Consider the following 21,398-nt stretch of genomic DNA (forward strand, 5'->3'; position numbering starts at 1 on the left):
GCTCGTCGTTCCGGGTCCTGGACGTGACGCCGCCTTAAAAAATGTAAAGACCCCCGCAGGAGGATCGTCCTCAATTCAAATCCGCGGGTTTGTCATAAAGGCATATTCGCCCTCTCAGGCTCACGTGGACCTCGCATTCGAAACATCAACTGGCGCTTTAGGCCATGGCGTTCTGCCGCTGCGTTGGCTTAACGGTGACTGGAAAGTGGAGCTCGCGGACTCCGGGGATCTGATAAATGACGTCGCCCAACTCAGCGACCTCAATGGCTTTATTCCGTGGTCTGGAACCTGACATGGCCGAAAAGGACTGCGGTTGGATCGACTTCGGATGCAAGACGGGCGAGTTCATAGCCGACGCAACAGACGACGCGATCACTAACCTGGCGAAAGCGATTATGGAGGGTTTGAGCCAGATGGTGACGACCCTTTCGACCTTTTGGGTCAGCATGCCGACTACCAACCTGAGTACTGCTGATGGAACGTCGCCCAGCCCAACCGTTGCCTTTCTTGAGAATGGGCTGGCCCCTTGGACGCTCGCCCTCGCTGTTCTGTCAGTGATCATTGGCGGTACCCGAATGGTGTGGGAGCAGCGGGGAGCGCCGCTTAAGGATCTGCTTCGCTCGTTGTTGACGCTCAGTCTGGTCTCCGGGATGGGTCTTGCCGTGATCGCGATTCTCGTGACTGCAGCAGATGCCTTTTCGACTGCGATCATCGACGCTGCCACTGATGGCCAGGGGTTTGCTACTGCCATCAAGAAGATCGCGGTCATTCACCAGAGTGACGCCGTTTTCATTCTCATCGTCCTAGGTTTGATCGGCCTGCTGACTTCCTTGGTGCAGATCGTTCTGATGATTGTTCGGGGTGGGATGCTCGTGATCCTGGCCGGTATTCTCCCGACGACAGCTGCCTTCACGAACACGGAGATGGGCAGGCAGTGGTTCCAGAAGGCCGTGGGATGGACGATCGCCTTCATCCTCTACAAGCCCGCAGCTGCCATCGTCTACGCTGCCGCTTTCAAACTCATGGACTTCAACGCCGGTAAAGATGCCTTGCTCGGTGCGATCACGGGCCTCTCCCTGATGATCGTCGCCGTCCTGGCGCTCCCGGCTTTGATGCGTTTTGTCACGCCTATGGTCGGTGCTGTTGCTGCCGGGTCCGGTGGGGGAGTGGCTGCGGGAGCAGCGATGGGTGCCGTGGCGACGGGGGCGGTTTCTCTTGGACGCAGTGGGAGTGGACGCGGTAACGCATCACCGACTCCGCCCAGCTCGCCCTCGGCGTCCGGAGCGAGGGAGAGGGGCAGCACCGGAGCCAGTCGGACCGGGCCGGGCGGCAGCAGCGGCGCGAACGCCAAGCCCACGCCGGGCGTAGCGGGACGACCCGGCGCCCCGGCGTCACCCGCCGCGGCAACGTCTGGCTCGGCGGGCTCATCGGGGGCAATTGCGGGGCCGGTTGGCCTGGCCGCGAGCACGGGAGTGCAGCTGGCGACTCGGGCCGGAGAGGCCGCACAGAAAACCGCGCAGGATTCAACGGGGGAGGGCCCCAGTGGCAGCAATTAACACCGAGTACAAGGAACCGTCCTACGGCAACTGGCGCGTCCCGCGCTCCGCCGGTCTGGGGGATCTGGGCGCGATCGGCACCGGCATCGTGATGGCCGGGCTGCTGCTGGGCATCATCACCTTCGCGATCTTCGGGCTGCTGCCCGGCCTCGCCGTCCTCGGCGCAGCCGGGGCTCTGGTGCTGCTGCTGTCGGTGAAAGACAAGCACGGCCAGTCCGTCGTGGACCGGTTCGCGACCCGGCTGAATTTCCGGCTCTCCCGCTCGGCCGGCACCAACCTTTACCGCTCCGGCCCGCTGGGGGTCACGGAGTGGGGGATGTACCAGCTGCCGGGCCTGGCGGCGAAGTCCCGGCTGTATGAGTTCCGTGACTCCTACAACCGTCCGTTCGCTATGCTCCATGTGCCGACGACGAACCACTTCACCGTGGTCTTCTCGACGGAGCCCGACGGGGCGTCGCTGGTGGATCCGGAGCAGATCGATGCGTGGGTCGCGAACTGGGGCGGCTGGCTCGCCGCGCTCGGCGACGAAGCAGGACTCGAAGCCGCCGCCGTGACGGTGGAGACCGCACCGGACTCCGGGTACCGGCTGCGCAACGAGGTCGAGATGAACATCGACGACAACGCCCCGGAAGCGGCCGAGGCGATCCTCCGCGAAGTCATCCGAACCTACCCCGAGGGCTCGGCCACGGTCCGGGCCTGGGTGTCCCTGACATTCACCGCCTCCCTCCGGGCCGGGTCGCGCAAGCGCGAACCGGAGGACGTCGCCCGCGACCTGGCCTCCCGCATCCCCGGCCTCGGGGCCCGGCTGCAGTCCACCGGGGCAGGGATCGCCCGGCCCATGTCCGCCCAGGACCTCTGCGAAGTCGTCCGCATCGCCTACGACCCGCCCGCGGCACTGATCATCGACGAAGCCCACTCCGCCGGCACCCCCGTCGCCCTGACCTGGGGCGACGTCGGCCCCACCGCGACGCAGGCGAACTGGGACACCTACCGGCACGACGGGGCGTTCTCCGCGTCCTGGACCATGACCGGCGCCCCGCGCGGGTCGGTGAACTCCTCGGTGCTGTCCCGGCTGCTGGCCCCGCACGGGGACGTGGACCGCAAACGCGTGTCCCTGTTGTACCGTCCGATGGATTCGGCCCGGGCGGCCGCCGTCGTCGAGCGGGACCAGAACAACGCCAACGTCCGCATCACCTCCGGGACCCGGCCCTCCGCCCGCGCCCTGGTCGACGCCCGCTCCGCCGCCCAGACCGCCGCGGAGGAAGCCCAGGGCGCCGGGCTGGTGAACTTCGGCCTCGTCGTCACCGCCACCGTCACCGACCCGGCCCGGCTGCCTGACGCGGTGGCCGCGATTGAGCAGACTTCCGGCACCGCCCGGGTCCTGCTGCGCCGGGCCTACGGGTCGCAGGACACCGCGTTCGCCGCGTCGCTGCCGCTGGGCCTGGTGCTGCCCCGGCACATCCTGCTGCCCAGCGAAATCAGGGAGGCCCTCTAAATGCCCAGGCTCTTCGGACGGAAAAAGGACAACCCAATCCCTGCAGCAGGGGAAACGGCTACCGGCACACGCGGCTCTGCGCGTGATCGTCCTGCCCGGACCCGGGGGCCGGGGCCGCGGGGCTGGGCCGGACGCGGCGGCGGTTCCGCAGCGCTGGTCCCGGCAGTGCGGGAGTACCGGGGGACCACCGTGCAGGTCTGCGGGCTGTGGCCGTTCAGCTCCGGCACGTCCTCGCCCATGATCGGCGTGCCCCTGGGACGGCACGAGGAAACCCAGGCCACGGTCTGCTGCGACCCGATCAGCTGGTTCCAAAGGGCCCGGCTGATTTCCAACCCGTCCGCGTTCATCCTCGGAAAACCCGGCTTGGGCAAATCCACGCTCGTGCGGCGGATGCTGCTGGGCCTGTCCGGGATGGGCGTGCACCCCCTCGTGCTGGGGGATTTGAAGGGCGAACACGTTGACGCCGTTCAGGCGTTGGGCGGGCAGGTCATCCGGCTCGGCCGGGGCCGGGGCTACCTGAACATCCTTGACCCCGGCCAGGCCGTGGAAGCCGCGCAGCTTCTGGAGGAGAAGGGCCACCATGACGCCGCGGTCCGGGTCCGCGCCGACGCGCACGGTCGGCGGTTGAACATGGTCGTCTCCCTCATCACGATCAGCCGCAACTCCCCGCCCACCGACCAGGAACAGACCATCCTGGACCGTGCCCTGCGCGTCCTCGACGCGACCTTTGACGGCGTCCCGGTCCTGAAAGACCTGCTCGACGTCGTCACTGCAGCCCCCGCCGAGCTGCGGCAGGTCGCCCTCGACCGGGGAGACAAGAACGTCTACCTGCAGGAGACCCGGGCGCTGGAAGCCACCCTGCTCGGCCTGACCGGCGGCGGGAAGCTCGGGGAGATCTTTTCGAAGCAGACCACGAACCCCATGCGCCGGAACCGGGCGGTCGTGTTCGACGTTTCCAGCATCGATGAAACCGAGACCGACCTGCAGGCCGCGGTGCTGCTGGCCTGCTGGTCCTATGGCTTCGGCACCGTCAACGTCGCCAACGCCCTCGCCGACGCCGGACTGGAACCGCGCCGGAACTACTTCGTCGTCCTGGACGAACTCTGGCGGGCACTGCGCTCCGGCAAGGGCATGGTCGACCGCGCGGACGCACTCACCCGCCTCAACCGCTCCGTTGGGGTCGGGCAGGTCATGATCTCCCACACCATGTCCGACCTCCTGGCCCTCCCCGCCGAAGAGGACCGTATGAAGGCCCGCGGTTTCGTCGAACGCTCCGGCATGGTCATCTGCGGCGGCCTGCCCGCCTCCGAGATGCCCCTGCTCACCGCCGCGATCCCGCTGTCGCGGCAGGAACAGCAAAAACTCATCTCCTGGCAGGACCCGCCCGCCTGGGACTCCCGCGGCGGCGACGTCGAGCCGCCGGGCCGGGGCAGGTTCCTGATCAAGGTCGGCGGCCGCCCCGGCATCCCCGTCCAGATCGGACTGACCTCCATCGAGGTCTCCCTGAACGACACCAACAAACGCTGGCACCCAGCCGTTGAGAAGTTCGCGGCCGAACCGCTCCCGGAACCCGCCGCTGATCCAATGCCGGGGGAGGAGGGAGCGGCGTGAGCGCCCCGAACCGCAAAGGCACCGGCCTCGGCGACGCCCTGGGCATCTGGGCCGCCATCGGCGCCGCCACCGTCTTCGGCGGCGGGACCTGGGTCGCCGCCCACCTCGGCTCGCGGATGGCGGGCCTGCCCGCCCCTCCGGCGCATCCGATCGACCTGGTCGCCGGGCTCGCCAAAGGCAAAGTGCCCTGGCCCGAACAGTCCACCATCATCGCCGGTGCCCTTGCCGGGCTCCTGGTCGCCCTGACGATCAAGGTGTTCGTGGTCAGGGCCCGGACAGCAGGCAGGCGCACACGGGTGGATAAGGCCGCCGTGCACATGGGAAGGGGCAGGGACCTTGACCATCTGAGCACCAAGGGCGCCACCGCCACCGCCCTGCGGCTGGGGGTGAAGGACTCGACCGGTGTCCGGCTCGGCCGCAGCGTCGCAGGCAAGCGGCCCCTGTGGGCGTCCTGGGAGGACATGCTGATCCTCATCGCCGGGCCCCGCACCATGAAAACCACCTCCTACGCCGTCCCGGCCATCCTGGACGCCCCCGGGGCCGTGATCGCCACCTCCAACAAGCGCGACATCGTCGATGTCACCCGCACCATCCGGTCCGAGGCCGGTGCCATCTGGGTTTTTGATCCCCAGGCCGTCGCCGAGGAACAGCCCGGCTGGTGGTGGAACCCCCTGTCCTATGTAAAAAACGAAGCGACAGCAGGGACCATGGCCCAGCATTTCGCCACCGGCTCCCGGGAACCAGGCACCAAACCCGACGCCTACTTCGACCCGGCAGGGCAGAACCTCCTCAAAGCCCTCCTGCTCGCCGCATCCCTGGGCTCCGCCCCGATCACCCAGGTCTACACCTGGCTCACCCGCCCGCACGACGAGGCCCCGGCGGACATCCTCCGCGCCGCCGGGTACGACCTGCTCGCCGACACCGTCATCGGGCACATCCGCGAACCCGAAAAACAACGCGCCGGCGTGTACGGCACGTCCCGGCAGATGGTGTCCTGCCTGACCGACCGGGACGTCAGCCAGTGGGTGACACCCCGCCCCGGGACCACCGTGGAGACGGATCCGCGGCCGCGGTTCGTTCCCGAAGACTTCGTCCGCGGCACAGGCACCCTCTACAGCCTCTCCCGCGAAGGCGTCGGCACCGCCGGCCCGCTCGTCACGGCATTGACCGTCGCCGTCGTTGAGGCCGCCGAAAAGTACGCCACGTCCCAGCCCGGCGGCCGGCTCGCCACCCCTTTGCTGGGGATCCTGGATGAGGCGGCGAACGTGTGCCGGTGGAAGGCGCTGCCGGACCAGTACAGCCACTACGGCTCCCGCGGCATCATCCTCATGACCATCCTGCAGTCCTGGTCCCAGGGCGTGGAGGTCTGGTCCCTCGAGGGCATGCGGAAGCTCTGGTCCGCGTCGAACATCAAAATCTACGGTGGCGGCGTCTCCGAAGTCGGCTACCTCGACGAACTCTCCCGGCTCATCGGCCAGTACAGCTACATCAACGTCTCCCGCAGCCACAGCAAATCCGGCTCTTCCTCCTCACGGCAGGAAAGCAAGGACGAGATCCTCTCCGTGGCCGACCTGACCGCCCTGCCGAGGTTCCGGGCCATCCTCCTGGCCTCGGGTGCCCCGGCCACCATGATCGAAACCATCCCCTGGATGAACGGCCCCCACGCCCAAAAGGTCAAAGACGCCCTCGCCCCGAAGGAGGACCTTGAAAGTGAGCCTGTGGCCGTTCCGGCGTGCAACCCGTGGACGGACGGGGACAAGGGGTGAGCGCGGAGTTCGCAGACGCGTTCAGTGACGACCAAGACCAGCCAGCAAGCGACGACGGCCATGAGGAGCCCGACCGGGAGCTGGTGTACTCCAGCGCGGTGGAGTTCTTCGTCGAGCTCATGTCCCAGTCCTATGTCCGGGAAGTCAACGAGGGCGCGGCGTTCGCCTGGTGCCCCGAATGGTACAAACATCCAGAAGCCCTGATCAGGATGGAGGCCATCTGGCGGGCCTGGGAACACCTCCGCCTCGAGCCCGCCCTCGGCATCAGCACCTGGTGGCTGAACCACGCCGACCCGCACATGCGCGTCCTCATGGACAAGGAAGGCCCCTTCAAAAAATGCGCCTACGACGGACACAAAACCCCCGTACCTGGCAAGGCAGTCCTGCCGCACGTCGTACCCGAGGCAGGAATCTTCGACTGATCACTTAAGGCCGAGGCGCGCCGGGGGTTCTTTCACGAGCGGAGTGCCATATCTTCCAGGACATTTTCGGGCCGCTCGCGCTGCCGCTCCAGGGAGCCGGACGTGCAGGCGCTGGTCGGGACCCCGGCTCTTGTGGGGCTAACGCCGGTGCTCTAGCGTATGGTCTCAGGCCACCACGGGCCTGCACCAACTGGGGAGGTGTGTCATGGCTGAAATCAACGCTTTACTGGCAGGGCTGACGGCCGAAGAACTCGAAGAACTCAAGGCGCTTGGCCCCAAGGGGCATCTGGGACGGCACCTCATCGAAGCCCTGGACCGCGCGGCAGGTGGGCCGGATGCAGGAAGGGGCTTCTACGTCCTCGACGGCTCGGTCAACGGCAACGGGGGACAATTCCATATACTCCGCAATGACGTCAGCGAGCGGATCTTCCATTCCCAGCCTGCTCAAGGCTAGGTCCAAGGTGATGACCGGATCTAGCCTGTAAAGCGACGGCACTGCGCGTGCGACACGCGGGAAAACCCGCGGTTCGGGCGGGACCCGTCCGCGGGCGTTACAGCGGGCTAGGTCGCGGCGAGATACTGCTGAACGATGGACTCCGGGACCCGGCCCCGGAGATTGACGTCCATGCCCTGCGCGAGGGCCCAGGCACGGACGTCCTTGGTTGAGGGTCCTGCCGGCCCCAGATCTGCGCTCCTCTTACGCCCGCCGGTGCGGCGCGCGTTGGCGGTGAAACGCTCCAGTAGGGAGCGCAGGTCGGTCGCGTTCGCGTCGCTCAGATCCACCTCGTAGGAGCTGCCATCGAGGGCAAACTGCACCGTCTGGTCTGCTGCGGTGCCGTCCAGGTCATCAATAAGTTCCACTACACGTTTCTGAGCCACCCGAAGACGTTACCAGACCTGACCTGCGGCAATACTCAGCTACGGGGCGTGTCATCGCAGCCAGCCATATCCGCTGGTATCGGGTCCTAAGGTGATGCAGCGGCACTGGGGCGGGCTGGCGGTTCCATGAAAGACCAAAGGCTGTTGCCCTGTGAAAGATTCACCAGATTCACCAGGTTCACCGACTTTCACAGGCATCGACCGCGGTTGGGGAGACGTCAGACGGAGCGCGCGGAATGAGTCACTGGGGATTAGCGGCAGTCGAGTCCGTATAAACCGAGGATGTACTTAAGGTAAGGGTCGTCGCGGTGGATTTCCGTTTCGGTCTGAACCTGGACTGGGTCAGGTCCGAGCCTGTCGTCCTGGCGGCGAAGCCAGTAGGCAAAGCAGATGCCTCCACCGTACTTTGAGTGTGCCCGGATGCCGGCGGCGTAGTTTCCGTCGTCCAGAACCTGTTCGCGCAGCCACTCAGCCATGGCCGTGGTTGCTTCGCGGTTCTCCCCGGCCACCGTGGCCAGGGTGACCGCGGATATACCGAAGGCGTTCCAGTTGCCAGTTGCTGCCCGAGGTACCGGTTCAGAGACGCGATGGATTCGGCCGCAGTCAGGCCGATCCACAGTGTCGGATTGTTGACGCGCAAGGTGTAGATCAGGCGCCCGTCCCTCCAGTTGGCCGGCAGCCAGCCCGGGACCATATTCCCGTTACGGGTCCAGTCATCCTGAATCAGCCTGCGGGCCTCCTCAACCGGGACTCCGAACTGGTCGGCGGCGAAGACCACAGCATCACGGAATTCCTTTCCCACCCGGGCAACCGCCAGCGTCTCTGCATAGGCGGTGCGCCGGTCTCCGGCCAGATACAGGGTTGAGCCGGGGGTGTCGAAGCGGGACCACGACGACCGGTCGGCCGGGCTTGCGGTCCGCGGCAGCGGGTTCAGGGGTCCGTAGGAGGATTTGGCGATCCGGTACCCGGTCACTGGGCCCTCGACGTATGCCAGACCAGTCGCTTTGCAGACCTCGATCAACCGGAAAACCGGTTTTCGGTCATGGCGGCAGCGGCGGCCATGACGTCTTTTGCCCGCATCTCCTTGATGGCTTCGATCGGGGAGACTTCATCAAGCCAGGGGTTGGCGCCCACGAACCACAATCTGGCCACGTGTTCACCTTCGACGCTCGAGACCGCGGTCCAGGCTCTATGGGCGAGCTGGAGGCGGGCCTGGGCTTCCGGCCTCGGCTCAGGTCCGTCAGTGCGGGCCCACCGGTAACTGATCTTGGGATCCTTGCTGCCGGCCAAAGCGGCCACCAGTGTAGCGCCGAGCGCGCTGTTCAACTGCCGCACGATCTCCCGGATCCCCAGCCGTGCTGTTCCGCCATGTGCCGCGCCTACGTCGATCGAGATGCTCACGATGCTCCACGCTCCCTTCCTGACCATCCACTTTAGTACGAACCCTACGGATCTTCTACCGAAAAGCCACCAGAAAAACACCACGGTTGGGCCGAGCTTCCCCGCCGGGGACGGACTCTCTCAACCTCCGGTGCCCCGGGCTGACCCAGGGCTATCAGTTCAATCGATGCAGGCCTTCACGCCCATTGGCTCCAAGGTCCCAAGACGGGCTCTTTCCCCGTGAAACGTGGCTAGGGGAATCCGCTGCTGGTGAGCGGCGTATTCGGAACCTGCGAATGCCGCTGCTTCATGCGAATGCCGCTGCTTCAATTGCTCGACGTATCCGGGGATGACGTGGGTCGACGCATTTGCTGGTTGTGGATGGTTATGAATGAAGGGCAGCGCGGGCGAAGGCTTGTCCTGGCGGCGTGACGGTGTTTGCTTCCAGCCCGCCGCGGTCGTCGAAGATTCCCAGATTCAGCAGGTCTTCTCGGGGCTCGCTGAGGAGCGCTTGAACGGTTCTCAGTTCCAGTTCGGCTCCAATGCTGGTTCTCCAGCCGAGTGCGCTGAGCCCGAAGGAGACGGCTTCAAGGTAGTCGTCCCATTCAGTTCGTTTTCCGGCCGCGATCTCGATGAGGAGCAGCAGGACCGCGTCGCGCCGGGAGTCATGACGGTGCCGGTGGGCAATGGCACGGGCGAGGAAAAGCCAAAGGCCTGTGGGCTCGTCGAGCAGCCGTTTGGCGGCGGATGTGATGGTGAGCCTGCCTTTGATTTTGCGGATCAGGCCGAGGCGCTGGGCGCTTTCGCGCAGCTGGAGGACGGGCAGTGCCTGGTCCTCGCGGCTGGCTTTGCCGGTCCAGTCCTTGGCCCAGCCGAGCTCGTTCATTGCCTCACGGACCACGGCCGGCGGCAGCCAGCCGGCAGCGGTGAGGGACAGACCCTCGCGCCCGATACGGCGGACGAGCCAGAGATAGGGGGCGGTCATCGCCTCGGCGATGTCGGCGTCCACCTCCGCGGGGCCGTCGAGGTTTGCGGTGGCGAGGTAGGAACGGAACTCGCGGCGGATCCCCGGGGGCAGCCGGTGGGTGAGTTCCTGGATCAGTGGCTGGCTGCCGTGTCCGGATTCGTTGACGGTCTCGGCGGGGAACAGCAGGGCCAGTTCGTTGTTCATAGCATCGGTGTCCAGCTGTTCGGGGTCGAATTCCTGCCAGGGCCCGGCTGTCCAGGCGACCCATGCCTTCAGGTCTTCGTGCTCGTCGTGGCCGGGGTCTGCGAGGGCGTCGAGCAGGCCGTAGTAGCCGCCGATACCGCCGGAATCTTCCAATGGCGCCCGCCGCGCCCCGTCCAGCAGCCTCGCCCGCGGGGCGGTTGTCGGCGCCGGGCGGCTCCCGGTGAGTTCCAGGCGGTGGATCCACGCGTCTCCAAAGTCGTATTCATAGAACAGGGGACCGGATTCGGTGGTGAGGATCTGTCCCAGGGTCCAGTCCGTCTCGGGCAGGTCCTCGTCACTGTCCTCCAGCAGGTCAACGGGGACCCAGCGCCGAGGTTCCGGCCACCTCCCGTTCACGGGCCGCAGCCGCTTGTAGGGGTCGGTGTCGGTGAAGGAGTGCAGATGCGCATCCCGCCAGCCGACGGCCGTTTGCAGGATCTCATGGACGCTGTCCAGGGTCAGGGAAGAATCGAGTTCGAGGAGCCGCCAGATGGCCGGTTCGCTGCCTTCGATCGACACTCTCACCCTCAGCAACATCGACCCGGTATCCCTGTCTGCAGCTCGTATCGTCACGGCACTATCCTGCCAGCCCAGTCGTTCACGGACGCCTCGGACCGGCCCGCCGTGTCCGCTATCGCCGGCGAGATGCATACGTGGCCCAGGTGTTGCCCCGGCTTGTCTTGCGTGTTGTTCGGTCATGGGTGCTGTAGCCAAGCATGAGTAAGCCGGCAATGACGCGGCCGCTGCGCTGCGTTAGGTTCTGGTTGTCATGTGCACTGCTATCGGTGGTCTTCGTTTCTTCTGTGCCGGCTTTAGAGCTCGCGCAGGTAGCACAGCATTCGACAGTCCGTGCCCGGCTGGAGGTTAGTGAAGCCGTGGCGTTCGTAAAAGCGGCGGGTGTCTCTATCGACCTCATCGACGTTGATGTGCATCTCCGCTCCGCCGCGTTCGCGGACCTCCTGGACCGCTGTTGTCAGCAATGCCGTGCCGACGCCCTGGCCGCGCAGGCCGGGCTGGACGTAAAGTTCCTCAAGCTGGGCCAGGGCTCCGTCGTAGTACGGGGTGGGCCTCAGGGTCAGGAATGCCAAACCGGTCGAGGCTACCGGGGTCCCGGAGAGCAGGACAAGCACGTCGGTGCGGGTCAGGAGGAACCTGAACCGGGCGGCAAATTCCTCGGCACTTGGACCAGGAGTTTCAAACTCGGTGTTGAAGTCGTAGAGCAGGCGCCCGACCACGCCCGCCTGCCCGGTCGATGCAATGAAGACGTCTGTGGCGGCCATGGGCCCATTCTGCGGGCAGGCCTCTACATCCGGAAGCCATGACACCGTCACAGAACGGCGGCGGCAAGGCCAGCGCCGCCGCGGTGATGCCAAAGGAAGGGAAGGATGACGGAGAGGGGCCGGAGCGAGCCTCGCGGTTCGCCCGGGCTACCCGCGCACGGAAGGCACCCTACACCGGCATGGAACGTTCCGGTCCGAGGCTAAGGCGCCCGGCCTCTGCTCCAGTGGCACCCGGATCCCGCCTTTTCAGAACTCATCAACTATCAACGAAGACAACTCCTCCCGGAATTGCCCTCTTTGGTATCGCCCATCGCCTCACATGCAGACATCGGGCGCAGTGGTTAGCGTGGGGTGAGGTGCTCGGCAATCAGTTCGGCGCTACGCTCGAGTGAGAGAATACCGGCGGCAACACCGACAACCATGTCGAAGGCCTGGTCTGTGCTGAAGGTGTGGCGATAGCCGTTGATCCAGAGCATCAGGACCATCAGTGTCCACGCGGTGCGTCTGTTGCCATCCACCAGTGGGTGGAAGCGGGCCACCGAATCCAGCAGTGCCGCCGCCTTCATGGGCAAGTCCGGATACGCTTCTGTTCCCATCACTGCGGTCGCCGGACGAGCCAGCGCGGACGCGAGCAGCCCCACGTCACAGATGTGGAATCCATACCGGCCAACTACTTGAAGCGCATCCTCAATGTCGAGATATGAACTCACGCGTCCTCGAGGCGCGTCAGCAACTCGGCGTCATGGCTCATCACGAAGTCCAGCCCTTCGCTGATCTCCCGGCGCCGCCGGTGGCGCTGCAGAACCAGTTCGGCTCCCTGCAGCAGCAGGGCAGACTTCGAGGTGTGCTCCTCGGCGGCCAGCTCATCCAGCCGACGATCAAGTTCCTCAGGAACACGTAGATTCATGGCCATACCAGAATGGTACCAAACCAGTACCTCCCTTGCGCAGCTTCGTGTGCTCGACTGGTGCCTCAGCGGCGAGAGACAGCTGCCGTGGGCCAACCTTCGCACTTCCTCGACAAGAGGTTGAATTCGAGAGGGCGGAATCGGTACCCGCAGCGTGGCCGCCCGACCGACATACGCGCTGTTATCGGCGTTGACCGTACTTGGCGGAAATCGCATCCCGGGCAACGCACCGGCCACTCGCCACGACAAGTCCAGGAAGCTTTCCGGAACGTCGGACGGACGGTTCACATGATGGAATCCCATTCATTTCTTAATTGTGGAGTTCCGGCAGGCTGGCTCATGCCGGCCTGCCGAAACTCCACGCCTCACATTGAAGCTGACACCACTTGGTACAGCTTCTTCTCGGCTTCTGTGACTACATCAGCACGCTGCATCTCAATAAAGACTTCGTGAAGCGTCAGTTTCGGGACGGAAGCCATCAAGTAGGGGTCCTTCATAAGGTGCCGCCAGAGAGCGAAGGCTGGCTCTGGCTCGGTGAGGTGCGGATAGAACCAGTCCAAAAGAAGTCCGCCGGTGGTCGCAGTATTTATATGAGCGATTCTGTCGTACCCGTGCTCGGGAGGGCCAGCACTTCGCTACGGATCGGTGCAAATTGTCCACGCAACTCCGGAGGAATGGACTGTTGTTGGAACGCAAGATCGTCTTGGGGTTCCGGCTTCTCCAACCAGGAAAGACCCTCCGCGGGGTCTCCTATTGTCCACCCGATCTTTTCATACCACTCAGTTAGAGACCCAGGTATGGAGGCAATAACTTTGGAGAAACCAAGGAAACGCGCGTTTTCTAAAGCTCGATTTACGAGCTTCTTGCCTATACCCAGGTTGCGGCTGCCTTGTTCCACGGTTACTCGCGCTAAGACGGCGACGTTATCACTCTGGCGACCTGGACCTGACGCATGCGGTCGTACAACTGCGGTGCCGAGAACCTTACTCTTCTTTCCCACGGCGATGACTACGGGGGTTCGCCGTGCTTTCCAATCGGAAATGATGGTTTTCCACGCCTCGAGTGGAGTGGTGCATGACGCCGATAGGGCTAGCCGCTCTTTCTCTTCCTCAAAGGGGAAAGCTTCGTAGGTGAGCTTGAGGATCTCCCCAGAGTGCTTTTCGGCGGCTGCCCTAATTTCGATTCCGTTGGACTGGCTCAATGTTCTCCCGTTGTCTCGCTGACCGAGGATTGCGGTCAATGGCAACACTATGTGAAGAGTCCCTGCTGCTGGATGCAATGCAAGCGCCCATTGAAGGATCGCCAGTCGGGCACACGACCGACCGATCTCAGGGCACCTTTCGGCATCGCTAGGCAAGTATGGTTTTCGGATGGCGAACTGGGTAGGTGGATGGATTCATCTTCGAGTGATCGGATCTGTCCAAAATTGCGAAGCTATTGGCTCTGATGGCGTTGCAGGAGTTCGATGCCCTTTGGTCCACGAGCAGATCGTTGCTGAAGGCGTCGAACCGTTAACGGTTGAATTGGTCGGGTGAATGTGAACGAGAGGACGTCAGAATGAGCTCGCCGAGTTCGAGATCACGCCGCGCGGCGCACGCGGCGAAAGTCACAGCCCGCAGTGCGCACAGTTCCGGCATGATCAAGTGCTACGTGGAGCTCTTTGAACGCCCTGACGGAGTGCGTGACCTCCGCTTTCGCGAGAAGTTGACCAGGCGGACGGTGCGGGTTCTTACTGACCAGCCGATGTATCGTCAGTTCGCGCCGATGTCGAACTTGCTGCAGGACTGTTATGCCCACGGCGGCGGGCTTACCACGCCTCGGGACCGCAAGGAGCATATCGCCATCGTCGCGCCAATCTTCGCTCAGAACGCGCAAGAGATCGTGGTGTGGTTCGGTGACGAGTTCTCCGTGACGGTCAACATCGTATCCGCACGCATTGCCTCCCCGCCCGTCTCCGTCTGGTGCTATGTCGAGGAGTACCCCGGCGAGAATGAGAGTCTCGGCCTCCGACTCCGGGAGAAGGCGACCGGCCGCAAGGTCGAGATGTACGGCAAGACCAAGGACTACTTGACCGAGTTCCTTGCCAGCCCACGCTTCACTGGCGCTTACAAGCTCATGCCCAACCTCTACGAGAAGGACGGATACCATGACTACGTGCTGGTCTCTGGCGGAACTGCCGTGGACTCATACGACGTGCTCCTCTTCGAAGACGGCGCACAGCTCACATACCTGCTCGGCCCGTCACCCGATACCGCTTACCGGGATGCGTTCCGCGTTCTGGAAGAGGAGTCTGCGGCCGCGGCGCACTCACGTACGGCCGTGACGCATTTCGAGAGTGGCCGATACCGCGAGGCCGTGCTCTACGCACGTCTCGCCGTCGAGATGGCCTGCGGCGGGGTCGTGCAGACGTGAAGCGTCGTCTCGCTGGGGCACCCCAGGATGTTTCGACAGCCGGCCACGCCCTTTATGCCAAGCGCAATATCGCCGTCCATGAGGGCGGCACAAGAGTCGAACAACAGGACGCACTGGAAGCGATCCGCGCGATGAAGCGCCTCCTCGACTATCTGGAGCTGAAGGGCGGCTAATCCTGACTGTCGAGGCAGCGGCGCGTGCGTCTCGCAAGCCACCACCGACAGAGCTTAGGCGCTGATTGCCAGCTTGAATAGCGTGGGGGCGTGCCCGAGCTCCCGCTGAGGGATCCCTTTCGGAGACGAGCGATCCGCCACTATCTGGAGCGGCGGCGACCTCTATCCTTTTTAGTTTCGCTGCCTGGGCTTCAGCGAGCTGAGCTTTCCTTATCCGTTTTGCGTGCCCAGACAAGTATTGCCAGCGTGGATTCGAGTCTCTTCCTTTTGCACCCTTGAGCTACGTGTTGGCTATCTTGTCAGCCGTGATGAGCCCTGAGGTACCGTCCTCAAGCCGAAGGAAATCTGCTGTGAGGAAGAATGTCCAGGTCAGGCATGACTCAGCTTCTACAACTGAGACTTCCTGATGGACCCCTTTGCTTGCAAGAGAATTTAGCTTGTTCAAGCGGTTGCCTAAGCCTTGGAGGGTCTCTTCCACGAGCTTTACATGTGTATTTTTGCCGAACTTGTCGATGGCGTACTGCACCAGCCGATTTAGGAACTGATCATCGCCGAGTATGCGTTCTTTGCCGTCTGAGCCTTTGATGGGCACGCTCGAGGGCGGATAGAGCGCATCCGCCAAAGCCTTGATCATCCGGCGGCAACTGGCCAACGCTTGGGCATACCCCTCCGGCGAACCTTCTGAGAGCCTTTGTTCGGCGGCTCGATATTTCTCCAAGGCATCCGGCGAGACTTGTTGAAGGCGTTCTACAACGTAGGACTCACCCCGGGTGAATAGCGTGGACTCGGTTTGTCCTGACAGCAGCTCAGACTCCGCCTCGACTAAGTAGTCGTGGACGCTCTGACGAACGCGGTTGAGGATATTTTCGAAAGCGGCGATTTGCGGCAGTAGCTTTGCGCCAATTTTGTCGAGTTTCTCTAGGTAGAAGTAGGCATCGATTTGGGTCATGTGCTGGGCCGCGGTGGGGTCGCCTGCAGCAGTCCTTAACTTCTGCAGGTGTTGCTCAACGGCATCTATAGATCCCGCAAACGACCCATCCTTTTCAGGACTGACCTTTCGGTGGTGCAGGTATCGGTCGAGCCGCTCGCCCAAGACGCGATTAGCCTCGTTTTTTCCAAGGAGCGTTCGTAGTTTGTCTGCAGCGCCAGTGTCCCTTGTGGCCGTCATGCCCGTAGATGCATCCGTTGTCTCAAGCTGAAATGCGAAAACTGCAGCATAGTCATGCCGTAAGGAAGCTATACGGGTGGCCTGTCGAACCAGGGTGCTAACCGAGGCATCGGGTCTCTCGGAAGCCTCTAGAGCACGCCTCAGGAGTTCCAAGATGTATTGCTGATCTGACAATGCTTTGCCCTTCTACCGATTGCTCGTCAGCCTATCCCTACCTGTTTGTTTAGGCCGGTCCGGAACGTGACTTTCACCGGTGATGTGAACGCCACAGTCAGGCATCCTCGCCGATGAACACCCGGACTTATGCCTCGCAGCAGCGGTGCCGGATGGGCCTGCACCTGCTCCAAATGCGGCAGGTCGAACTCCTCCTCCAAGGCTGCCCTCATCTCATCCGTAACGAGGCGCGAAACTTCGCACGACCTGGGACCGCCTCAGCGTCAGTGATGGAGACGAGCAGCCACTGACTGGGCTAATCGACATCCCAGAGGCTAGCCGCGCGAGTGCGCTGATTCTGTTCCTTGGTGGTCTGGACCTTGTATATGGTCCCCTGCAAGCTGTGCCATAGCTCCGCCAGGTCACTGTGGGCGCTCTGGTCGTACTTCATGGCTGGATTACGGGCAGTGCCCGTTTCGGGTATGTAGAAGAACCAGTCTGAGTTCGCGGTCATGTGGTAAGAAGACGACTTTGTGCCGGGGTTGTACCCGCGTTGCGTGAAGGCCTTAGCAAAGTCGTCATGGGCCTGCTTGGTGAGCGTGAGATAAGTTTTCCGAGGATCTTCCGCAAGAGCCCTAGCGTCCTCCAAACCAGCCGATTCACGCCAACGCTCGAACGTAGACACGACTTCATCGCTGATCGCACTGATTTCTTTCTTCAGACACGGCACTTCGTCTGCAATCCTGTCAGTTGTCTCGGCCTGATTGACAACGGTGAGACGGGCCTCATGGAGAAGGAACGTGCGCGCAAATGCGCCTTGTCTCAAAGCCCAGGCCTTGGCTTGGGCAAGGAGTGAAATTTCGAGTGCCCGCGCATCTGCTTCAAGCGCGGCTAGCTGCGTGGTGTCTGCTTCCTGCATACAAGGACTCTAGAGGAAGCCCCCGACAAACTGTTGAAGACTCGTCTTGTAAGCACAGACACCCACTCCGGCATTACAGGCAAGTTGCCGGTGACGGCAAATGCGACGACAGCGGTCGTAGAGCACTCCCCCTTCAATGTCGGGCCCGCCATCAGACATGGTGGCTTCATGGTCCGGTCTTCTTTGGGCAGAATGGGTTCATGTGCGGCAGACATGTGATGTTCAGGACCGCAAGCGACCTTCTGCTCAGGACGTGCCGATCGTGGCCGAACGACTGGGCGAGGGCAGCGTCGAGCGGCGCCTGCTCGTGGCCCTCAGGGACCTTGGTGCCTCATGGGCGAAGGACATCAAGATCGGCAACAAACTTCATCAACGCCCGCAGCGAGAGCATTCTCGAGACACTTTCCTTCCGCAAAGCTGCGGTCAAACGCAGGGCCATCGTTCGGGTGGCCCCACAACTGTCCGCAGGAGCCTGACGAGCAGGCCGGTGTTGTCCAGATAGCGAGAGCCATCAATCTACGGCCTCCCGGACTGCAAGGTGTGACACGCCGAAGTGTCGCTAAATGGTAAAAATCTAAAGTCTTAGAGTAGCTTAGACTTAATTACTCAAAGGAGGCGTTTTGGACGAGTCGCAGGACATGCAGTGGTGGTTGGGACGGTATGGGCGGCTCGGTCGTTTCATGCGTGAGGTCACCACGAAGTCGTTGGCCGGTGCTCACGAGGAGCACATGAACGCCCAAGCGCAGATAACAGCGAATCACAGCAGGGTTTATGGGCCGGTAAATTTTAGCACGCAAGATTTTTTCCATGCTGCCCTCAGGAAACGCCCTGAAGTAACCTTCGAGCAGCCCAGGCCGGGCGCTTCCAAGCTTCCAATTGTTAATGGACGAGCGGTTGTCTTTTGGCGTTATGCCAATAGGGATGGTGTCGACGTCCTGACGAAGAAATTTGGAACTTCCGGCTCACGCGTTGCCGCATTCAACATGGCTAAGACTGCTCGTCAGGAGATCTTGGATCTAGACGTCGATGAGGAGCTGCAGCTCACGGCGGCGGATCTGGCTTTCCTTGAGAAGGTGGAGGACGCCGCCGCAATCGAGGAAGGCAGGTTCTATCCGGTGACAGTGGTGGCCTATTCCAGTAACGTAAGCGGTCTTTATCAGATACTATGCGCCGATGCGGAACTGAATGACGATGGCACTCTTAGCCTTAATGACGTTCAGACCCTGTCTACCGACCTGCGCGAACAAGCTCAGGCGGAACGAGCCGTGGCCAAACGGTTTGATAACGGGCCAAAAAAGCAGTTCAACTTGAAATCGAAGACCGGAAATGAAGGATAGCTCGGGGCGCCAGCTGCAATTGTTCTCTGATGATGTTCTGCTTTCGGCGCGCGCCGTTCATGACGACTTCGAGCCGCGCAGGCTTGGGCAGGCACGACGGTTGGCCGGCCTGACCAAACAGGCTCTCGGAGAAGCTGTAGGTGTCTCTGGTGCCTCGATCGGCCAGTATGAGGCAGCTGTAACGGTTCCAGGACCGAATGTAATAGCCGCCTTGGCTCGAGAGCTGGGCATGCCAGTTGCTTTCTTCACTCCTGGGCGTCCAATCGGGCAGATTGATGCGTCCCAAGCCCATTTTCGGAGTCTAAGGTCAACCCGTTCTTCGGAGAAGCTGAAGGCAGCCACGTATGCAGAGTGGGTCTGGGAGTTGTCCCTGGCCCTGGAGAAACGGGTCTTGCTTCCCGAACCAAATGTTCCTTCCTTGGATGACAGTTCCGAGTCTATGACGCCGGCGGAAGCTGCTATGGCTCTTCGTGACTATTGGGAACTCGGCACCGGCCCGCTGCGTCACTTAACGCTCACCATGGAGCACAACGGAATTCTGGTGACGTGTCCTTCCTTTGACCACGACGGGCAAGCTCCGGTACGCGTGGACGCATTTTCTACCTCAGCACTTGAACGTCCCATCGTCGTCACTACTTTGGAGCGGGCAAAGTCCGTGTATCGGCATCGCTTTACCTGTGCGCATGAGCTCGGTCATCTTGTCCTGCACCGCGATGTGGTACCAGGAGATCCAAGGCAGGAACGGGAAGCCGACGCGTTTGCTGCCGAGTTGTTGACGCCGCGAGCCGAGATCGAGCCCCTGCTGCCATCCACGATGAACCTAGCCCGTCTAGGAAGGGTAGGGCTCGAATGGGGGGTCTCAACAGAATCCCTAATTCGGCGAATGCAAGAAGTCAAAGGAATTGCGGATGTGTCCGTGCGCCGCGCCTATCAAAAGATTCGCGAGCAAAATCGTTTGGGAACGCGACAGGATCCTACAACCGCGGATTCTTCAGGTGAACAACCGTCGTTGCTGAGGGAAGCTATGTCCGTTGCAGAACAAAATGGCTTTTCAACCGTGGATTTAGCAAATGAGCTTCGTTGGCCCATCCAGCGAGTCAGGGAGCTCTTGGGCATCCAGGAGACTCGGCCCCGGCTCCGCCTCGTACATGGCTAACCCCAAATTTCAACATGGCCGGCGGCTTGGACGGGCCTCGGCTAGCGCAGAGGCTAGAACCAACGACGACGGAATCTGATAAGTATGGCTTTCCAAGGTCAGACTAAGAGCGCCGTTCAGCAGTTTTCTTTGCTGGACTGGACGAGCTCTATCTAGGAGGTGCGTTCATGCACCAGCCCACGGTGAGGACGGAGTATTCGATGGCGACGAGGGCCTCGTTGCGCCTGCTTCGGGCTGTGATGCCGCGGTATTTTGCATCCAGTTAGGTGTTCTTGGACTGTGCGCGGAAGGCAGCACGGGACGCGCACACCTGACATGCGAGTTGCAGGGCGGCATGTCGCAGACAGCGGGGAGGGCAATCGTCGAGATCACTAGCCCCTTGTTTCGTTTATTTCGTTTATAGGTTAATCTGCATATATACGAGATGACGAAGGGAAGGAGAGAGCACATGCCTAACAACTCAACGCCCCCGGCCTATCCCCATGGAAATGACTCCGAGCTCGCTCGTGAGGCGCTCAAAACCTTACGACGTGCGGTCGAGGCGCACGCGGATCCCCAGCAGCCCGTGGCGATGAAAGTTGAGGACGGCGGACAGCTTGAGATGCCTCGAGCGGCGGCGGACTTAATGATGAGGATCCTTGGGAAAATGGCAGCAGGCCAAGGAGTTACTGTTGTGCCGATGAATGCGGAGTTGACCACGCAACAGGCCGCCGACATCCTGAACGTTTCGCGCCCATACCTGGTGGGACTTCTTGAGTCGGGTGAAATTCAGCATCGAATGGTGGGTACGCATAGGCGAGTCCTTGCCGTATCCCTCTACGACTACAAACGCCGTACAGCTGTAGCTCAGAAAGATGCAGCCGATGAGCTGTCGGCGTTGGGGCAGGACATGGGGATTATCTAGAGTGGTTTTCACGGTCATCTACGACGCGAACGTGCTGTATCCAAGCATGCTGAGGGACCTCTTGATACGGGTCGCGCAAGCAGGGCTAGTACAAGCCCGCTGGACCGAGACGATTTTGGATGAGACCTTTCGCAATCTGAAAAATAATCGGCCGGACTTGGATCCTGCAAAGCTCGATCGCACACGAACCTTGATGTGTGCTGCAGTAGCAGACTGCCTTGTCACTGGTTACGAGCCCCTGGAACAGGTCTTCGCGAATCTTCCCGACCCAGGGGATGCGCACGTGATGGCCGCCGCCCTTAAGGTACATGCTCAGGTGATCGTGACCAACAACTTGAAGCACTTTCCAGAGGAAACGCTGACCCCTTGGGGCATGGAGGCAAAGCACCCAGATGACTTTCTCATGGATCAGTTCCATCTAGATGCGGTGGAACTCCACGTCGCCATACGAAACATCTCGGAGGCCTGTAGGAATCCGCCTCTCGACGTCAATGACGTTCTGGATCGGCTTGACTTGGAAGGAATGCCGCAAATCGCTGCCGCTCTTCGCCGCTAGCAGATCGTAGCGATCCCGGTTGCTCTGCAAGCAGAGGTGATCTTCCTTTCCCAAGCGGCCAGGAAGGAAAGACGCTCAAGGGCCGGTGTTGATGCCACGCGATTCGGGACGGAT

General features: G+C 62.2%; 22 protein-coding genes. 12 read left to right on the top strand and 10 right to left on the bottom strand.

The window, feature by feature from the left end; all coding sequences use genetic code 11:
• Positions 1 to 293 precede the first annotated feature (293 nt).
• The 6 genes from J7E80_RS07855 (at position 294) to J7E80_RS07880 (ending at position 7,304) form a co-directional block, all read left to right on the top strand.
• A complete protein-coding gene (locus J7E80_RS07855; RefSeq protein ID WP_215050919.1) occupies positions 294 to 1,556 on the top strand; it encodes a hypothetical protein in 1,263 nt (420 codons plus the stop codon).
• A complete protein-coding gene (locus J7E80_RS07860) occupies positions 1,543 to 3,051 on the top strand; it encodes an SCO6880 family protein (RefSeq protein WP_215050920.1) in 1,509 nt (502 codons plus the stop codon). The genes J7E80_RS07855 and J7E80_RS07860 overlap by 14 nt, the downstream gene beginning before the upstream one ends.
• Positions 3,052 to 4,662 carry a helicase HerA domain-containing protein gene (locus J7E80_RS07865; RefSeq protein ID WP_251036620.1) on the top strand — a complete coding sequence of 537 codons (1,611 nt, stop codon included), beginning with the start codon at positions 3,052 to 3,054 and terminating at the stop codon, positions 4,660 to 4,662.
• Positions 4,659 to 6,428 (top strand): type IV secretory system conjugative DNA transfer family protein, encoded by a 1,770-nt coding sequence (locus J7E80_RS07870; RefSeq protein WP_215050921.1) that lies wholly within the window; start codon positions 4,659 to 4,661, stop codon positions 6,426 to 6,428. Before J7E80_RS07865 ends, J7E80_RS07870 begins: the two co-directional genes overlap by 4 nt.
• On the top strand, positions 6,425 to 6,850 hold the full coding sequence (locus J7E80_RS07875; protein ID WP_311380781.1) for a DUF4913 domain-containing protein: 426 nt from the start codon (positions 6,425 to 6,427) through the stop codon (positions 6,848 to 6,850). The genes J7E80_RS07870 and J7E80_RS07875 overlap by 4 nt, the downstream gene beginning before the upstream one ends.
• 205 nt (positions 6,851 to 7,055) lie before the next feature.
• Complete coding sequence (locus J7E80_RS07880; protein WP_215050922.1) at positions 7,056 to 7,304, top strand: hypothetical protein; 249 nt, start codon at positions 7,056 to 7,058, stop codon at positions 7,302 to 7,304.
• A gap of 107 nt (positions 7,305 to 7,411) precedes the next feature.
• Here the strand turns inward: J7E80_RS07880 and J7E80_RS07885 are convergent, their stop codons facing one another.
• The 8 genes from J7E80_RS07885 to J7E80_RS07920 form a co-directional block, all read right to left on the bottom strand.
• Positions 7,412 to 7,729: an Lsr2 family protein gene (locus tag J7E80_RS07885; RefSeq protein WP_215050923.1), complete on the bottom strand. Its 318-nt coding sequence runs from the start codon at positions 7,727 to 7,729 to the stop codon at positions 7,412 to 7,414.
• A gap of 251 nt (positions 7,730 to 7,980) precedes the next feature.
• Complete coding sequence (locus J7E80_RS23730; protein ID WP_251036621.1) at positions 7,981 to 8,238, bottom strand: hypothetical protein; 258 nt, start codon at positions 8,236 to 8,238, stop codon at positions 7,981 to 7,983.
• Positions 8,239 to 8,746: 508 nt separating this feature from the next.
• Positions 8,747 to 9,130 (bottom strand): hypothetical protein, encoded by a 384-nt coding sequence (locus tag J7E80_RS07895; protein WP_215050924.1) that lies wholly within the window; start codon positions 9,128 to 9,130, stop codon positions 8,747 to 8,749.
• 364 nt (positions 9,131 to 9,494) lie between these two features.
• Entirely contained in the window at positions 9,495 to 10,892 is a 1,398-nt protein-coding gene (locus J7E80_RS07900; protein WP_215050925.1) for a plasmid pRiA4b ORF-3 family protein, read from the bottom strand.
• 239 nt (positions 10,893 to 11,131) lie between these two features.
• Positions 11,132 to 11,599 (bottom strand): GNAT family N-acetyltransferase, encoded by a 468-nt coding sequence (locus J7E80_RS07905; protein WP_215050926.1) that lies wholly within the window; start codon positions 11,597 to 11,599, stop codon positions 11,132 to 11,134.
• Positions 11,600 to 11,940: 341 nt separating this feature from the next.
• Positions 11,941 to 12,309, bottom strand: a complete 369-nt coding sequence (locus J7E80_RS07910; protein ID WP_215050927.1) for a type II toxin-antitoxin system death-on-curing family toxin — start codon at positions 12,307 to 12,309, stop codon at positions 11,941 to 11,943.
• On the bottom strand, positions 12,306 to 12,512 hold the full coding sequence (locus J7E80_RS07915) for a ribbon-helix-helix protein, CopG family (RefSeq protein ID WP_251036622.1): 207 nt from the start codon (positions 12,510 to 12,512) through the stop codon (positions 12,306 to 12,308). Before J7E80_RS07915 ends, J7E80_RS07910 begins: the two co-directional genes overlap by 4 nt.
• 580 nt (positions 12,513 to 13,092) lie before the next feature.
• Positions 13,093 to 13,746, bottom strand: coding sequence for a GNAT family N-acetyltransferase (locus J7E80_RS07920; RefSeq protein WP_215050928.1), 654 nt, complete (start codon positions 13,744 to 13,746; stop codon positions 13,093 to 13,095).
• A 395-nt stretch (positions 13,747 to 14,141) separates the two neighbouring features.
• Here J7E80_RS07920 and J7E80_RS07925 point away from each other — a divergent pair, with 395 nt between their 5' ends.
• Both J7E80_RS07925 and J7E80_RS07930 read left to right on the top strand, forming a co-directional pair.
• A complete protein-coding gene (locus J7E80_RS07925) occupies positions 14,142 to 14,918 on the top strand; it encodes a hypothetical protein (protein WP_215050929.1) in 777 nt (258 codons plus the stop codon).
• A complete protein-coding gene (locus tag J7E80_RS07930; RefSeq protein ID WP_215050930.1) occupies positions 14,915 to 15,091 on the top strand; it encodes a hypothetical protein in 177 nt (58 codons plus the stop codon). Before J7E80_RS07925 ends, J7E80_RS07930 begins: the two co-directional genes overlap by 4 nt.
• A 280-nt stretch (positions 15,092 to 15,371) precedes the next feature.
• On the opposite strand, the gene J7E80_RS07935 is transcribed toward J7E80_RS07930, so the two are convergent.
• On the bottom strand, positions 15,372 to 16,259 hold the full coding sequence (locus tag J7E80_RS07935) for a hypothetical protein (protein WP_215050931.1): 888 nt from the start codon (positions 16,257 to 16,259) through the stop codon (positions 15,372 to 15,374).
• 469 nt (positions 16,260 to 16,728) lie between these two features.
• On the bottom strand, positions 16,729 to 17,331 hold the full coding sequence (locus tag J7E80_RS07940) for a hypothetical protein (protein WP_215050932.1): 603 nt from the start codon (positions 17,329 to 17,331) through the stop codon (positions 16,729 to 16,731).
• 620 nt (positions 17,332 to 17,951) lie between these two features.
• Here J7E80_RS07940 and J7E80_RS07945 point away from each other — a divergent pair.
• The 4 genes from J7E80_RS07945 to J7E80_RS07960 all read left to right on the top strand — a co-directional run bounded on the left by J7E80_RS07945 (position 17,952) and on the right by J7E80_RS07960 (position 21,284).
• Entirely contained in the window at positions 17,952 to 18,668 is a 717-nt protein-coding gene (locus J7E80_RS07945) for a hypothetical protein (protein WP_215050933.1), read from the top strand.
• Positions 18,658 to 19,824, top strand: coding sequence for an ImmA/IrrE family metallo-endopeptidase (locus J7E80_RS07950; protein WP_215050934.1), 1,167 nt, complete (start codon positions 18,658 to 18,660; stop codon positions 19,822 to 19,824). The genes J7E80_RS07945 and J7E80_RS07950 overlap by 11 nt, the downstream gene beginning before the upstream one ends.
• 448 nt (positions 19,825 to 20,272) lie before the next feature.
• A complete protein-coding gene (locus J7E80_RS07955) occupies positions 20,273 to 20,728 on the top strand; it encodes a helix-turn-helix domain-containing protein (RefSeq protein ID WP_215050935.1) in 456 nt (151 codons plus the stop codon).
• Between the two features lies 1 nt (position 20,729).
• On the top strand, positions 20,730 to 21,284 hold the full coding sequence (locus J7E80_RS07960; protein WP_215050936.1) for a PIN domain-containing protein: 555 nt from the start codon (positions 20,730 to 20,732) through the stop codon (positions 21,282 to 21,284).
• Positions 21,285 to 21,398: the final 114 nt, after the last annotated feature.

Origin of the sequence: Arthrobacter sp. ISL-28, assembly GCF_018613875.1 — a bacterium.
In the GTDB taxonomy this organism is placed as follows: Bacteria; Actinomycetota; Actinomycetes; order Actinomycetales; family Micrococcaceae; genus Arthrobacter.